16 protein-coding genes and 1 tRNA gene are annotated in these 14281 nt (G+C 59.5%); 13 read left to right on the top strand and 4 right to left on the bottom strand.

The genetic code is table 11. The features are described from left to right. The first annotated feature begins 222 nt into the window (after positions 1 to 222). Positions 223 to 570, top strand: coding sequence for a hypothetical protein (locus AC1DNW_RS12150; RefSeq protein WP_477852804.1), 348 nt, complete (start codon positions 223 to 225; stop codon positions 568 to 570). Between the two features lie 126 nt (positions 571 to 696). Beyond that, positions 697 to 1164: a hypothetical protein gene (locus AC1DNW_RS12145; RefSeq protein WP_477852802.1), complete on the top strand. Its 468-nt coding sequence runs from the start codon at positions 697 to 699 to the stop codon at positions 1162 to 1164. A 51-nt stretch (positions 1165 to 1215) separates the two neighbouring features. On the opposite strand, the gene AC1DNW_RS12140 is transcribed toward AC1DNW_RS12145, so the two are convergent. Then, positions 1216 to 2829: a site-specific integrase gene (locus AC1DNW_RS12140; protein WP_477852801.1), complete on the bottom strand. Its 1614-nt coding sequence runs from the start codon at positions 2827 to 2829 to the stop codon at positions 1216 to 1218. 337 nt (positions 2830 to 3166) lie between these two features. Then, positions 3167 to 3256, bottom strand: a tRNA-Ser gene (locus AC1DNW_RS12135). 302 nt (positions 3257 to 3558) lie between these two features. On the opposite strand from AC1DNW_RS12135, the gene rplU reads away from it, so the two are divergent. The 4 genes from rplU (at position 3559) to AC1DNW_RS12115 (ending at position 5546) form a co-directional block, all read left to right on the top strand. After that, complete coding sequence (gene rplU / locus AC1DNW_RS12130) at positions 3559 to 3876, top strand: 50S ribosomal protein L21 (protein ID WP_037102071.1); 318 nt, start codon at positions 3559 to 3561, stop codon at positions 3874 to 3876. A gap of 34 nt (positions 3877 to 3910) precedes the next feature. Beyond that, positions 3911 to 4180: a 50S ribosomal protein L27 gene (rpmA, locus tag AC1DNW_RS12125; protein WP_007824841.1), complete on the top strand. Its 270-nt coding sequence runs from the start codon at positions 3911 to 3913 to the stop codon at positions 4178 to 4180. A gap of 125 nt (positions 4181 to 4305) precedes the next feature. Continuing rightward, on the top strand, positions 4306 to 4962 hold the full coding sequence (locus AC1DNW_RS12120) for a GNAT family N-acetyltransferase (RefSeq protein WP_113204273.1): 657 nt from the start codon (positions 4306 to 4308) through the stop codon (positions 4960 to 4962). Further along, complete coding sequence (locus AC1DNW_RS12115) at positions 4959 to 5546, top strand: GNAT family N-acetyltransferase (protein ID WP_113310207.1); 588 nt, start codon at positions 4959 to 4961, stop codon at positions 5544 to 5546. The genes AC1DNW_RS12120 and AC1DNW_RS12115 overlap by 4 nt, the downstream gene beginning before the upstream one ends. Positions 5547 to 5584: 38 nt before the next feature. Here the strand turns inward: AC1DNW_RS12115 and AC1DNW_RS12110 are convergent, their stop codons facing one another. Continuing rightward, entirely contained in the window at positions 5585 to 6451 is an 867-nt protein-coding gene (locus AC1DNW_RS12110; protein ID WP_113310208.1) for an endonuclease/exonuclease/phosphatase family protein, read from the bottom strand. An 83-nt stretch (positions 6452 to 6534) separates the two neighbouring features. Between AC1DNW_RS12110 and obgE the strand changes: the two genes are divergently transcribed. The 7 genes from obgE to modC all read left to right on the top strand — a co-directional run bounded on the left by obgE (position 6535) and on the right by modC (position 13811). Further along, positions 6535 to 7605 carry a GTPase ObgE gene (gene obgE, locus AC1DNW_RS12105; protein WP_113300781.1) on the top strand — a complete coding sequence of 357 codons (1071 nt, stop codon included), beginning with the start codon at positions 6535 to 6537 and terminating at the stop codon, positions 7603 to 7605. Continuing rightward, on the top strand, positions 7598 to 8767 hold the full coding sequence (gene proB, locus AC1DNW_RS12100) for a glutamate 5-kinase (protein WP_113310209.1): 1170 nt from the start codon (positions 7598 to 7600) through the stop codon (positions 8765 to 8767). The genes obgE and proB overlap by 8 nt, the downstream gene beginning before the upstream one ends. Further along, positions 8760 to 10043 (top strand): glutamate-5-semialdehyde dehydrogenase, encoded by a 1284-nt coding sequence (locus AC1DNW_RS12095; protein ID WP_477852800.1) that lies wholly within the window; start codon positions 8760 to 8762, stop codon positions 10041 to 10043. Before proB ends, AC1DNW_RS12095 begins: the two co-directional genes overlap by 8 nt. A gap of 37 nt (positions 10044 to 10080) precedes the next feature. Continuing rightward, positions 10081 to 10680 carry a nicotinate-nucleotide adenylyltransferase gene (locus AC1DNW_RS12090; protein ID WP_477835800.1) on the top strand — a complete coding sequence of 200 codons (600 nt, stop codon included), beginning with the start codon at positions 10081 to 10083 and terminating at the stop codon, positions 10678 to 10680. A gap of 494 nt (positions 10681 to 11174) precedes the next feature. After that, complete coding sequence (gene modA / locus AC1DNW_RS12085) at positions 11175 to 11966, top strand: molybdate ABC transporter substrate-binding protein (RefSeq protein WP_113310213.1); 792 nt, start codon at positions 11175 to 11177, stop codon at positions 11964 to 11966. A gap of 76 nt (positions 11967 to 12042) precedes the next feature. Further along, positions 12043 to 12744 carry a molybdate ABC transporter permease subunit gene (gene modB / locus AC1DNW_RS12080; protein ID WP_477852799.1) on the top strand — a complete coding sequence of 234 codons (702 nt, stop codon included), beginning with the start codon at positions 12043 to 12045 and terminating at the stop codon, positions 12742 to 12744. After that, positions 12741 to 13811, top strand: coding sequence for a molybdenum ABC transporter ATP-binding protein (gene modC, locus AC1DNW_RS12075; RefSeq protein ID WP_113310214.1), 1071 nt, complete (start codon positions 12741 to 12743; stop codon positions 13809 to 13811). The genes modB and modC overlap by 4 nt, the downstream gene beginning before the upstream one ends. On the opposite strand, the gene AC1DNW_RS12070 is transcribed toward modC, so the two are convergent. Further along, positions 13812 to 14189, bottom strand: coding sequence for a winged helix-turn-helix domain-containing protein (locus AC1DNW_RS12070; RefSeq protein WP_113300789.1), 378 nt, complete (start codon positions 14187 to 14189; stop codon positions 13812 to 13814). It abuts the gene before it with no gap. Positions 14190 to 14281: the final 92 nt, after the last annotated feature.

Raw genomic sequence — 14281 nt, 5'->3', positions numbered from 1 at the left:
TAGGTCTCCGTGAACCGCCCTGACGAACGCCGGTATGCGTAATGAGTTGCCGGCAACCGGTCTCGACGTGCCCACATGTTGAGACAAATTGCGCTCATTCGATTCGAGATTGAAGGTTATTGATTCGAATGCCGAGAATTCCGATTCGTTGACAAAAGGCTTGCGTCGATCCGCCGGTCCCCTGACCATGAAAGGTGCCATCAACGAAAAGAGGAGGAGCTAATGGCACGCCAATCGCGCAGCGAGCGCAACAGGAAACAGAGGGACCGACAGCGACAGCTTCGGGAGCGCCAGAAGGAAGAGCGGCGTCCGGATCGTGACGACATCGCCCGGATCACGCTTCATTGGATGATCACGCGGTCAATCAAGACGGACAACGAGAGGCAGCTCGGCGCCGTCGAGGAAGTTGTGGTCGAGAGGCTAGTTGCGCAGGGCTTTGACAAGCAGGCTTGCTATGCCGTCTTTGACGATCTCGTCGACAAGTACGCTGATACCGACTGGGCTTTCCGAAGGAAAACCCATCTGCTTTTTCAATCCGACCATCTTTTCGAGGAAGAACCGCGCCATTAGGGCTTCGACGCCCTCCCGTTACGGAAAGGATATGGCCTTATGCAAACGGCGTTCTCATTGGGGGAGACTCTTCTCCCCGTTACTTCCTGAAACGCCGTTTGATTCTGAATCGAATATCTGGAAAGTTTGCTGCGGCCAAACGGCTGTTCCGAGTGCAAGGGCACGTTCCTCAGCTCATTTAAAGGTACCGATTTGGTGCAAGAAAGCTTGATGTTTCTCCCCGAAGTCGGCCTGTATTACAGGACCCGCAGCGGCCTGCGGGCTTTCATTTCCAGTGATGTCGGCATTAACCCCTTCCGGGAAAACCGGATCGATTTCTACCCCTTGATTGGCTATGTCGAAGGCGTGAACCACGTGTGCTCCTGGAGCATCGACGGACGTGTGCGGAAGGGAGTCGATCGGCCACTCGATTTGGTCAAGGAGATCCCGGCCCCGGCTCCGATAAAGGGCTGGATCGCGATCGGGCATCGTGCCGCTAGCCCGGTTTCGGCAACGCCCGATCAAGCAATCAGCATGCTCCAGGCGATCGACCAGGATGCATCGACCTTGGCAATTATCGCGGTCGATGCGCTTGTTGGTGATGGATTGGAATAACCGGCCGTCCGTAGGACGAAATCTGTTCGCATCCCGCTCTTATATTGCCAGCTATTTTGCCTTCGCTGCCCGGCCGAGCGTCCGCTTTTTCGCGGCAAGTTTCCCGAAATCGAGGCCCCGAAACACCGAGAAATCGACATCGGGATTGAGAGGTAGCCTTGCAAGCTCGCGAGCACGCTTCTCGGTGATGTTACGGAAACCGTATTTATCATGCTCATCATTGCCAAGCTGGTGACCCGCTTGCATCCTCCGATCGCGCGCATCGACATTGGCATCACGCATCTCTTCGATCTGGCCTCCACGAAGAGAATGGAACACTTCCCGGTTACCACCCAGGATCCCGGCTTTTTCGAACAGCCGCTGCATATAGGATGAGGCGCTTTTGCTGGGGTCTGCCAGTTTCATCAGCTCCGAAAAGATAAATTTATCGCCTTGAGTCATTGCCCATTGTACGAAGCCGATCTCGTGCAAAAACTCATGAAGTACGAAGAAGGTGAGACTAGCGCCGGTCTTGTAGGGCACGCGCTTCCACGTGCCGTTGATGAGGGCGATGCCCGACGTCTGAGCCACCCAGACATGGTCGAACTTTTCGCGGAAATCATTTCCGGTAAGATGGACGAGCAGCCCCAGTCGACGGCCCGTCAAATGACCGAGCAACGGCAGCATTGCGTTATCGAGAAAGCCTGTGGACATGCCAGTCCGAAAAATTCCGGAGATCTGGCTCGCGCCCAGGGGCTCAGCCGAAGCTGGTTCGGCAGCCGTTTTGGGATAATGGATTTTGGCGCCGCCGAACGGGTCCTGATACTCATGCTCCGTCATGCCGGATCGAGCTGTCGTCTTGACAACCGAGACATAGCCCTCCTTGAAGGTCTTGATTGCCATCGGCTGCAGGTGAAGATCCCGATTGCCAGCAAGGATCTCCCGGACCGACATGTTGGGGTCACGCTTGTTGCTGTCGCCGGGCCAGTATTGCATCAAGTCAACGAAGGCCTGCAGATCCGTGCCGTTATAGGTGTCGACGGGATGGTCGCCGATCAGCTCCAGAAACACGTCGATCCGAGCGCGGGCGATCCTGACATCACTATGACCTACACCCAGCGCTGTTTCCCTTAAAGCGAGATAGGTGGCCGCAATGTCGCTGAATAATGGTCTCGATGACGGTTTGCGCGGTACGGTGCGGCGATCCAGCTTGAAGGCGGGGATCGGATTGCCCTGCTCGTCAAGAGGTGGCCACCGCTTTTCGGGAAGCTCGATTGGGGGCCGAGCTTGCTGCTCGGGAACTACGATCGGAACCGCTAACGGGACCGCCCCGTGCAGCATCGTGGATCCCTGCAGTTTCTGGAGCGCCTTCTGTTTCAGAAACTCAGCATTCTCGACGAGCATTTCCTCATAGGCCTGCCCATCATCACGTTTGGCGATTTCTTGGTTGAGACGGACAAGATCACGAATGGCTGCCGTTTTTTGCAGCTCTTCCGGCGTGAAGGGTGCTTCGGGTCTGTCGATCATGCGCAGGTACTCTTTCAGCGCACCCCGCATCTCGATAACCGTTTCTTCGGGCGTCTCCCCGGAGAACATCGGTTCGACGCCGCCTTCGTCCTTGTCCGTCGGATGCTGAGTCATCACCTTCCTGCCTGCTTCATCGAAAAGAATACGCGCTCTTGCCACGAGGAGATCCGCAAGCCGGCGAGCGGCCTTGTGAGACCGGCCTCCCATGCTGATCCGGATCAGTGCTGGGTCTCCAGTGCCACAGATCTGMTTCGGCAGTTTAATCTGAAAAAGATAAACCGAACCTGACCTGACAAGATAGGGACCTGGGGATGGCTGCCGCCCGTCMCCCCTCGCCTTCTTTTGCTTTTGGATTTGCGATACCGGAAGCGATACTTCGAGGTGTACTCGGCGCGATACTTTCATGACTGAAGACCCTGTATTGTGGGCTTTCGGTCAGAGATTTGCGAAGAAAACCAAGATCTTGCAGGAAATTGGGGAAGAGTGGGTCACCCAGTGGCGGAGAGGGTGGGATTTGAACCCACGATGCCCTTGCAGGCATGCCGCATTTCGAGTGCGGTGCATTCGACCACTCTGCCACCTCTCCGCGGTCTGGTCGGCGCTTGTTCGGCGCGGGCGTTCTCATAACGAGCAAATGACAGGCTGGCAAGCCGAAATCTCAAGCTTTTCCATCCTTTTGCCTTGACACCTTTTTGTCACTCGCGTATCCCGCTTTCGCAATAGGGGCGGAGTATTCCGCGCCTTGCCCGCCTCGCGCTCGCGCAGGGTTCACCGGCAGACAAGAGTTCCGGGTCAGTTCCCTGAAATCTCTGCTTAACTTCGACTGATAAGAAGACAGCCACCTGCGTATTGCGGGGAGAGCTGGATCGAACATGAAAGGATAAAATAATGTTCGCAGTCATCAAGACCGGCGGTAAGCAGTACCGTGTGGCAGCCAACGACGTGCTGACCATCGAGAAGCTTGAAGCCACCGCTGGCGACTCCATTGAATTCACCGAAGTCCTCGTGATCGGCGAAGGTGCCGACGCAGCGATCGGTGCGCCCTTCGTAACCGGCGCCTCCGTCAAGGCGGAAGTCGTCGACCAGACCCGCGGCAAGAAGGTCATCGCCTTCAAGAAGCGTCGTCGTCAGAATTCGAAGCGTTCGCGCGGCCATCGCCAGCATCACACGGTTGTCCGTATCACGGACATCGTGGCCGCCAAGTAAGATCAACGGGTTTCAGGTTTAAAGGAGAACTCCAATGGCACATAAAAAAGCTGGCGGTTCCTCGCGCAACGGTCGCGATTCCGATTCCAAGCGCCTCGGCGTGAAGAAGTTTGGCGGCGAGAACGTCGTAGCTGGCAACATCATCGTTCGCCAGCGCGGTACGCAGTGGCACCCGGGCGCCAATGTCGGCCTCGGCAAGGATCATACTATTTTTGCGCTTACGGCAGGCAATGTGGACTACCGAACGAAGGCCAATGGTCGCGTGTACGTGTCTGTAATGCCGAAAGCGGAAGCAGCGGAATAAGCCGGTAGCGCTCTAAAACAGCCGGCGTCTCATCGACCCGGCTGGCCATACCAGGTTCAGTCCAGAAAACAGGGGAGATGGGGCGCCATCTCCCCTTTTTCTTTGTCCAAACAGGAGGACTGAACATGCAAGGCGAAATGATAAGGGTCGACCAATCACGGTCGACCAGGGAGGACCAAAAGTCTCCCATGGAACGGCTGAGGCCGGAGCGGTTAAGGACCGATTGCCCTGTCTTGTTATCGGAAAGGCTCGTCATGCGCGCGCCCCACGAAGAAGACATTGACGCCCTTGCCCATCTCGCCAACAACGCCAAAGTCGCCACCATGGTATCGCGTATGCCGCACCCATATACCGCCAATGATGCCGCCGACTTTGTTTGGCGTACGCGAAATGGCGAGATTGGCAAGTGCGTCTATGCCATCACCAAGGCCGAAAACGGTGCCTTTATGGGCTGCTGCGGCGTGGAACCGCATACCGACGAGAAGACCGTCGAGATCGGTTACTGGCTGGGCGAGCCCTATTGGAACCAGGGCTATATGACCGAAGCCTGCCACGCCCTCGTCGACATGGTATTCAGGACGCGGCAGCAGGTCGAGCAAATCGACGCGCGCTGCCGGGTCATGAACGTTGCTTCGCGTCGCGTCATCCAGAAGTGCGGCTTCCAGTTCCAGGGATCCGGCCTTGCCGCTTCGCTGGCGCTCGGCAGCAACGTGCCAGTCGAATGGTACCGGCTCGACCGCAAGACCTGGATGTCGCTGAGAAGCTGGGGGGCAATCTCATGAGTGCTGCACCCCTGCAGAGGCCGAGGATCAATCCCATGGTGCCCGGCCCCGTGCCGGTCATATCAACGGCAAGGCTGACGCTTCGCCCGCATAGGCTGAGCGACGCTCCTGCGATCGCGGAATCGCTTTCCGATTTCGCGGTCACCCGCATGCTGGCCCGCGTTCCTGCCCCTTTTGATCGGCAGGACGCGCTGGACTGGCTGGTTCCGGTCACGTCGGGCGTCCTGCCGGACTGGACTTTGGCGATAACAGGTAGTGACGACGTTCATATCGGCAATGTGTCGATCGAACTTCGTCACGGTCGCTGGCACCTCGGCTACTGGCTGAACCGCTACTACTGGCGGCGCGGCTATATGGGCGAGGCGGCGGAAGCCGTGCTGGAGCGTTTCTCGCGGCGCATGCCCGACGTCCCGGTTCATTCGGGTGTCTTTGCCGACAATCCTGCCTCGCTCCGGCTGCAGGAAAAGCTCGGGTTCCGGATGACCGGTTGCAGCGAAATCTACTCTTTCGCCCGCAACACCATGGTCGCCCATATCGAGACCCTACTGCAGCCGGGCGCGCTGCAGCAGAAAAAAGTCGCCTGACATAAGAATAAGGACGCCGCGCCAAAGGCGGCGTCCTTTCAATCGCGGATCTCGACCCGCAGGGGAAAATGATCGGAACCCAGGGAATTCGTATCGATGACAGCGGATTTCAACCGGTCCCTGAGGCCGCAGCTGACGAAACAGTAATCGATATGCATGCGCTTGCCGTGATCTTCCGGATCCATCCAGCTATAGCTTCCGGGCGTATAGGCCCCGAGCGCCGCAAGGGCATCGATCGGCGTGCCGATCCGCGCCGTGCGGCCGTAAAAGCCGTCGAAAGCGCCGGCAAAAATACAGTATTCCGGCGATTCCGGCTCCATGTTGAAATCGCCCATGATGACGTAATCCTCCGGCAGTGGCGGCTCGGGAAGCCCGAATTCGTAGGCTCCGGTCAGCGATGCGCCTTCCTGAATGAACGCATTGATGCGGTCGCCGAGATGGTGGAGCTGCGCAATGCGCTCGTCGATGGAAACATGGTCGAGATGGACGGAATAGAAGCGGACAGCACCATCGGGCATTGCAATAACGGCTTCCGTCGCGCCGCGCTGCAGATTGATCTTGTCGACGGTGCGGCTGCGCGGCAGAAGCAGCGTCCGCGTCGACAGGATAGGCCAGCGCGACAGCACCATGTTGCCGAACTGGAAACGGGTGCCGCGCGGCGGGGAAACCTGGCCTTCCGGCGCCACAGCATGAATGTCGCAGGCCGCTCCATAGACCCAGAAATAGTCGGGAAACAGGGCCGCGATAGTAGCCGGCATATCGGCATAATCGTTCCGGACGAAGCCTCTCGTCACCTCCTGCAGGGCTATGACGTCGGCGCTTTCGAGACTCTTGGCGATGCGTTCCAGATCGTATCTACCATCGAGACCGAAGCCGTACTGTATGTTATAGCTCGCAAAAATCACGATATTCTTTGACCTCCGCTTGAACCGCCTATATCGAGTGGCCCAAGAGGGGTCGCCCAAACGCACTGAGTACTGGAAGTAAAATGAAATTTCTCGATGAAGCAAAGGTCTATATCCGGTCGGGTGATGGTGGCGCTGGCAGCGTTTCCTTCCGCCGTGAGAAATTCATCGAGTTCGGCGGGCCTGACGGCGGCGACGGCGGACGCGGCGGCGACGTCTGGGTGGAGGCCGTCAACGGCCTCAACACGCTGATCGATTTCCGCTTCCAGCAGCACTTCAAGGCCAAGGTCGGCATGCACGGCATGGGCAAGAACCGCACCGGCGCCAATGGCGACGACGTGACGCTCAAGGTTCCCGTCGGCACGCAGATCCTCGAAGAGGATCAAGAAACCCTGATCTGCGACCTCACCGAAGAGGGCCAGCGCTTCTGTCTCGCCAAGGGTGGCAATGGCGGCTTCGGCAACTCCCACTTCAAGTCTTCGGTCAACCAGGCGCCGGACTGGGCCAATCCCGGCCTCGCCGGCGAGGAAAAGACCCTCTGGCTGCATCTGAAGCTGATTGCCGATGCCGGCCTCGTCGGGCTGCCGAATGCCGGCAAGTCCACCTTCCTTGCTTCGGTAACGCGCGCCCGTCCGAAGATCGCGAATTACCCCTTCACGACGCTGCATCCGAACCTCGGTGTCGCGACCATCGACGAGCGGGAATTCATCCTTGCCGATATTCCCGGTCTCATCGAAGGCGCGCATGAAGGTGTGGGTATCGGCGACCGCTTCCTCGGCCATGTCGAGCGCACCCGCGTGCTGCTGCATCTCGTCTCCGCCCAGGAAGAAAAGGTCGGCAAAGCCTATAAGACGGTGAAGCATGAGCTCGAAGCCTATGGCAACGAGCTGGCCGACAAGCCGGAGATCGTCGCACTGTCGCAGATCGATGTGCTTGATGATGCGACACTGAAGAAGAAGGCCAAGGAACTCGCCAAGGCCTGCGGCAAGACGCCTTTCCAGATTTCTGCCGTCACCGGCAAGGGAATGACGGAAGTGTTGCGCGCGCTGCGCGACATCATCGTCGAAGCCAATACCGAGGAAAAGCCTGCCAAGACGCCGAAGCTGCGCCATCGCGACATGATCGCGAGCGACGAGGACGAGGTGGATGAGTAACCGCAAGCCTCTGGACCGCTATCGCCGCGTCGTCATCAAGATCGGTTCCGCCCTGCTGGTGGACCGCAAGACCGGCCTGCGGAAAGACTGGCTTGATGCCATGTGCGCAGACATCGCCGCGCTGAAGTCCAAAGGCGCCGATATCCTCGTCGTCTCCTCCGGCGCTATCGCACTTGGCCGCTCGGTACTCGACCTTCCCTCCGGCGCCCTGAAGCTCGAGGAGAGCCAGGCGGCAGCGGCCGTCGGCCAGATCGCGCTGGCGAGAGCCTGGTCGGAAAGCCTTTCGCGTGATGCGATCATCGCCGGCCAGATCCTGCTGACCTTGGGTGATACCGAAGAGCGGCGCCGTTACCTCAATGCCCGCGCCACCATCAACCAGCTTCTGAAGATCAGCGCCGTGCCGATCATCAACGAGAATGACACGGTCGCGACCAGCGAGATCCGCTACGGCGATAACGACCGCCTCGCCGCCCGCGTCGCCACCATGACTGGCGCCGACCTGCTGATCCTTCTCTCCGATATCGACGGTCTCTATACCGCTCCGCCGCATCTCGATCCGAATGCGCAATTCCTGGAAACCATTGCGGAAATTACCCCCGAGATCGAGGCCATGGCTGGCGGCGCAGCCTCCGAACTCTCCCGTGGCGGCATGCGCACCAAGATCGATGCCGGCAAGATCGCCACGACTTCAGGCTGCGCCATGATCATCGCGTCAGGCAAGACGGAAAGCCCGCTTTCGGCCATTGAAAATGGTGCGCGCTCTTCCTGGTTTGCACCGTCTGGTACGCCCGTGACTGCTCGCAAAACCTGGATTGCAGGACAGCTTCAGCCCGCCGGAACGCTCCATCTCGATGAAGGTGCCGTCACGGCTCTCGGCGCAGGCAAGAGCCTGCTGCCGGCAGGCGTGCGCAGCATCTCCGGCAATTTTTCCCGCGGCGATACTGTTGCAATCATCGCCCCCTCCGGCCGCGAGATCGCCCGTGGGCTCGTCAGTTACGACGCAGAGGAAGCCCGCCAGATCGCCGGCCGCAAATCGGCGGAGATCGAGGCCATCCTCGGTTATCCCGGCCGCGCCGCCATGGTCCATCGCGACGATATGGTCATGACGGCGCAGATCGGCTCCAAATCTGAAAGGCAGAAGAAGGACGCAAGTTATGCTTGATACAGTTGCGCAGAGCCCTGACATTGACGTGCTGATGAACGACATCGGCCGCAAGGCCAAGGCCGCCGCGCGACCATTGGGCTTTGCTTCCACCGATGCCAAGAACAAGGCTCTGGACGCCATGGCCGACGCCATCCTGGCGAACAAGGCTCATATACTCTCGGAAAACACCAAGGACTTGAAGGATGTGGCGGGCACCGACATGCTCGCCTCCTTCATTGATCGCCTGACGCTGAACGACAAGCGCGTCACGGAAATGGCCGAAGGCATCCGCGCCATCGCCGCCCTTCCCGATCCTGTTGGCGAAGTGATTACCGCCTGGGATCGGCCGAACGGCCTGAAGATCGAGCGCGTCCGCACCCCGCTCGGCGTCATCGGCGTCATCTTCGAAAGCCGGCCGAACGTGACGGCGGATGCCGGCGCGCTGTGCCTGAAGGCCGGCAATGCCGTGATCCTGCGCTGCGGTTCGGATTCGCGCCGTTCCTCAGCCGCCATCCATGCCTGCATGGTCGAGGGCCTGAAAGCCGTAGGCCTGCCGGAACATGCGATCCAGCTCGTGCCCGTGACCGACCGTGCCGCTGTCGGCGCCATGCTGCGCGGGCTTGATGGTGCAATCGACGTCATCGTGCCGCGCGGCGGCAAGAGCCTCGTTGCTCGCGTTCAGAGCGAGGCACGCGTACCGGTTTTCGCCCATCTCGAAGGCCTCTGCCATATCTATGTCGATGCATCAGCCGATATCGATATGGCGAAGAAGATCGTCGTCAATGCCAAGATGCGCCGCACCGGCGTCTGCGGCGCAGCCGAGACCCTGCTGGTCGACGGCGGCGCCATCGGAACGCACCTGACGCCGCTGATCGAGGCTCTCATTGAAGCCGGCTGCGAGGTTCGCGGCTCGGCCACGGTTCTCAAGGTCGTGCCGGGCCTGAAGCCTGCCACCGACGAAGACTGGTCGACCGAATATCTGGATGCCATCATTTCCGTTGCCGTCGTTGACGGCATTTCCGGTGCGATCGACCATATCCAGAAATATTCGTCGAACCATACMGAAGCCGTGCTTGCCGAAGACCCTGAGGTAGTCGAACGCTTCTTCACGGAGATCGACTCGGCCATCCTGCTGCACAACGCCTCCACCCAGTTTGCCGATGGCGGCGAATTCGGCATGGGTGCGGAGATCGGTATCGCCACCGGCAAGATGCATGCGCGTGGCCCTGTTGGCGTCGAGCAACTCACCTCCTTCAAATACCGCGTTCGCGGTCACGGACAGACGCGGCCCTGACGTGACCACGGAGCATATAGACCGGCGTTATCTCCGCATGCCGCATAGCGAACGCGGCATGATCGTCGGTCTATTCGGCGGCTCGTTCAATCCGCCACATGAAGGCCACGGCCTAGTCGCCGAAATCGCCATCCGCCGCCTGGGCCTGGATCAGCTCTGGTGGATGGTGACTCCCGGCAATCCGCTGAAAAGCCGCAATCATCTGGCACCACTTTCGGAGCGTTTGGCGCGCAGCGAAAGCATCGCCACCGACCCGCATATCAAGGTCACCGCCTTCGAACAGGCATTTGGTGTAAGCTACACGGCCAATACGCTTGCCCGCGTGAAGGCGCGCAATCCGCATGTGCATTTCATCTGGATCATGGGCGCCGACAGCCTGGAAAATTTCCATCGGTGGCAGAAATGGCAGAATATCGCGCGAACCTTCCCGATCGCTGTCATCGACCGGCCAGGCTCGACGCTTTCTTACCTTTCCTCGAAAATGGCCAAGACCTTTGCCTTTGCCCGAATCGACGAAGATGATGCCCGTGTTCTCTGGAAGAAGCGGGCGCCCGCCTGGACCTTCATTCACGGTCCTCGCTCGACTTTGAGCTCGACGGCCATCCGCAACGGCGATCAGCACAAGGCCGCAGAATAAATCGGTTTGTTTGAAAGTTCCCAGAAATGAAAAGCCCGACGCGGGAGGAGGTGCGTCGGGCTTAAAACTTGATCGACAACTGGGAGGAGGAGTGTTGTCGATCCTATCGGACGGCTATGGGAGGAGGAGAAGCCGTCGGATGATTGTCATTTAGCACATTTGTTCAGAAGGTGAATATATACCGGTGCATTGCAGCAATGCAAAAAATGCAAACCTCCGCGGAACAGATCGAATTCGCTGCCGGTTTAATCAGCAAAAGCAGATTGATCCAAACTGATCGGCCAGATCTCTTGCTGTTTGCCAAGCAGAAGCGCCACATTTTTGCCTCACGAGCTCTCGCTTTGGCGGGAGCCATGCACCTCACGAATGCGTGAAGAGGCGACCCCGGGAAATTGCGGCTCCGCTATCGTTATGTTTTATGAAATACAACTCTAGCCAAAGCTCACACGCCGTTATATTCGTCTAAATATTTCGAACTTCGGAGTGAAGAAATCATGCAGAGCCGCCGCCACTGGATGAAACTGGCAACTGTCGCGATCTCGGCCATCTGGCTTGGCGCAGCAGCGCTTTCGACGTCTGCCGCAGCCGCGGAAAAGGTAACTGTCTTTGCCGCGGCAAGCCTGAAGGATGCGCTTGATGCCGCCAACGCGGCCTGGGCCAAGGAAAGCGGCAAGGAAGCCGTTGCCTCCTATGCAGCAAGCGGTGCGCTGGCCAAGCAGATCGAAAATGCCGCCCCCGCTGACGTTTTCATTTCTGCCGACCTGAACTGGATGGATTACGTCGCCGATAAAAAACTGATCAAGCCGGACACACGCTCCAACCTGCTCGGCAACCGCCTCGTCCTGGTTGCGGAAAACGGCAAGCAGAAGCCTGTCGAAATAAAGTCCGGCTTCGATCTCGCCGGCCTCATCGGCGACGGTAAACTCGCCATGGGTGAGCCGAAGTCGGTTCCGGCCGGCAAATACGGTCAAGCGGCGCTCGACAAGCTCGGCGTCTGGAAGTCTGTCGAAACCAAGGTTGCCTATTCGGAGAGCGTGCGCGCCGCCCTCGCCTTCGTTTCCCGCGGTGAAGCACCTTTCGGTATCGTTTACCAGACGGATGCCGCTGCCGATAAGGGCGTTGCGATCGTCGGCACCTTCCCGGCCGAGTCCCACCCGCCGATTATCTATCCGATCGCTCTCCTCGCCGAGAGCAAGAATCCGGACGCCGTTGCCTATCTCGACTTCCTTAAGTCGGACAAGGCAGCCTCCTTCTTCACTGCACAGGGCTTCACCATCCTGAAATAATCCCGCAATCTGCGGTGAGAGCTTAGCGTGAAGGCTCGCTTCGGCGGGCCTTCGATGTTTCGGGAGAAGACAACGTTTGAATATGTTCGGCTTGAGCGATGAGGAGTTGACGGCAATCCTGCTCAGCCTGCGCATTTCCTTCGTCGCCACGGTGGCGGGCCTGCCACTCGGCATCCTCATCGCCCTGCTGCTCGCCCGCGGCCGCTTCTGGGGCAAGTCCATAGTGAACGGCATCGTTCACCTGCCGCTGATCCTGCCACCCGTCGTCACCGGCTTCATCCTCCTCATCCTTTTCGGCCGGCGTGGCCCGATCGGCAGCCTGCTGGATCAATATCTGGGTATCGTGCTCTCCTTCCGCTGGACGGGTGCGGCGCTMGCCTGCGGCGTTATGGGCTTTCCGTTGATGGTGCGCAGCATCCGCCTGTCCCTCGAGGCCGTCGACCGCAAGCTCGAGGAGGCGGCCGGTACACTCGGCGCGAGCCCGACATGGGTTTTCCTGACCATCACGCTGCCCCTGATCATTCCCGGCATCATTGCCGGCATGATCCTCTGCTTTGCCAAGGCGATGGGCGAGTTCGGCGCCACCATCACCTTCGTCTCCAATATCCCGGGCGAAACGCAGACACTGTCTGCGGCCATCTATACCTTTACACAGGTGCCGGGCGGCGATGCGAATGCCATGCGGCTCACCCTCGTTTCCATCGTCATTTCCATGCTCGCGCTCCTCGCTTCGGAATTTCTTGCCCATCTCGCCGGCCGGAGGATCGATCCGGAATGACGCTCATCGTCGAAGCAAGACATCGTCTCGGCGCCTTCGCACTCGACGCCGCCTTCACCTCCGAGCGCGGCGTGACGGCGCTGTTCGGGCGATCCGGCTCCGGCAAGACCTCCATGATCCGCATCATCGCCGGCCTCACCCGACCGGCAGAAGGTCGTGTCCTGCTTGGTGGCGAGGTGCTGATGGATACGGCAAAGGGTACCTTTATTCCCCGTCACCGGCGCCGTTTCGGCTATGTCTTCCAGGAAGCGCGGCTCTTTCCGCACCTGAGCGTCCGGGCGAACCTCTCGTACGGCCGCTGGTTCGCGCCGAAATCCACACGCGCCGAAAATTTCGATCGCGTCGTCGACCTGCTCGGCCTCGGTCAATTGCTCGCCCGCAGCCCTTCAAAGCTGTCGGGAGGCGAGAAGCAACGTGTGGCGATTGGCCGTGCACTTCTTTCCTCACCCCGTCTGCTTCTGATGGACGAGCCGCTGGCAGCACTGGACGAAGCCCGCAAGGCCGAAATTCTGCCCTATCTCGAGCGCCTGCGCGACGAGATGGATATTCCGATCGTCTATGTCAGCCACTCGATTGCCGAAGTAACCCGCCTGGCCAACAAGGTCGTCGTCATGCGCGACGGCAAGGTCGAAGCGGCCGGCCCCGCTGTGGATGTCCTCAGCCGTTCGTCACTTCTTCCGGAGGACCGAAAGGAAGCCGGTGCCGTGCTGGAGGGCACGGTCGAGAGCGTCGATCCGGCCAACCGAATCGCAACGGTGTTGCTGAAGGCGGGCAGACTCTATGTTCCAGGTGTCGCGCCTGCTGCTGGAAAGCCTGTGCGCATCCGMATCCCCGCGCGCGACGTGATGCTGGCAACACAGAAGCCGGAAGGATTGAGCGCTCTCAACATTTTGGCAGGAACCATCACGCAGGTGTCGCCGGTGGAGGAGGGTACTGTCGAGATCCGCCTCGATTGCACAGGCGACGCCATACTTTCGCGCATTACCGCGTTGTCCTGCGAGCGCCTGGGCCTGCATCCTGGCATGGCGGCCTTCGCGGTCATCAAGACGGTTGCGCTGGAAGGCTGATCAGCTTTGGCCTTCGTGCTGCAGATTGCGGTTGTTCTGCAGCCAGACGAGATCGTCGGCAAGGCTGGCGCGCACCGTCTCTTCCATTTCGCGAAAGCGCGCCAGCAGTTCCTCCCCGAATGGCGTCAGCGCCGCTCCCCCACCCTTCTGGCCGCCGCGCTGCGACTCCACCACCGGGGCCTTGAACATGCGGTTCATCTCGGCAACCAGCATCCATGCGCGGCGATAGGACATGTCCATTGCCCGACCGGCCGCCGAGATCGAACCTGTCTCGCGGATATGCTCGAGCAGTTCCATCTTGCCGTGGCCGAGGCGATCGTCGTCGGGGAAGGTGATTCGCAGGACGGGTGTGAGCGGATTTTTGGTGGTTTCGGTCATATCGATCGGGATTTGCAGAAGTCAGCGACACTTTACGCCCGACCGCTGACGCTGTACACAGCCCCTCCATCTCGACCGAGGGTCGAAATCTC

The sequence above is a fragment of the Rhizobium sp. 05L429 genome (assembly GCF_056397645.1).
Note: the sequence above shows the minus strand (reverse complement) of the source record. Positions and strands in the feature narration are given on the sequence as shown.

Excerpts from the sequence above, each read along its gene's own strand:
- AC1DNW_RS12150 (WP_477852804.1), top strand. The coding sequence starts at position 223 with ATGGCACGCCAATCGCGCAGCGAGCGCAACAGGAAACAGAGGGACCGA.
- rplU (WP_037102071.1), top strand. The coding sequence starts at position 3,559 with ATGTTCGCAGTCATCAAGACCGGCGGTAAGCAGTACCGTGTGGCAGCC.
- rpmA (WP_007824841.1), top strand. The coding sequence starts at position 3,911 with ATGGCACATAAAAAAGCTGGCGGTTCCTCGCGCAACGGTCGCGATTCC.
- AC1DNW_RS12120 (WP_113204273.1), top strand. The coding sequence starts at position 4,306 with ATGCAAGGCGAAATGATAAGGGTCGACCAATCACGGTCGACCAGGGAG.
- AC1DNW_RS12115 (WP_113310207.1), top strand. The coding sequence starts at position 4,959 with ATGAGTGCTGCACCCCTGCAGAGGCCGAGGATCAATCCCATGGTGCCC.
- obgE (WP_113300781.1), top strand. The coding sequence starts at position 6,535 with ATGAAATTTCTCGATGAAGCAAAGGTCTATATCCGGTCGGGTGATGGT.
- proB (WP_113310209.1), top strand. The coding sequence starts at position 7,598 with ATGAGTAACCGCAAGCCTCTGGACCGCTATCGCCGCGTCGTCATCAAG.
- AC1DNW_RS12090 (WP_477835800.1), top strand. The coding sequence starts at position 10,081 with ATGCCGCATAGCGAACGCGGCATGATCGTCGGTCTATTCGGCGGCTCG.
- modA (WP_113310213.1), top strand. The coding sequence starts at position 11,175 with ATGCAGAGCCGCCGCCACTGGATGAAACTGGCAACTGTCGCGATCTCG.
- AC1DNW_RS12070 (WP_113300789.1), bottom strand. The coding sequence starts at position 14,189 with ATGACCGAAACCACCAAAAATCCGCTCACACCCGTCCTGCGAATCACC.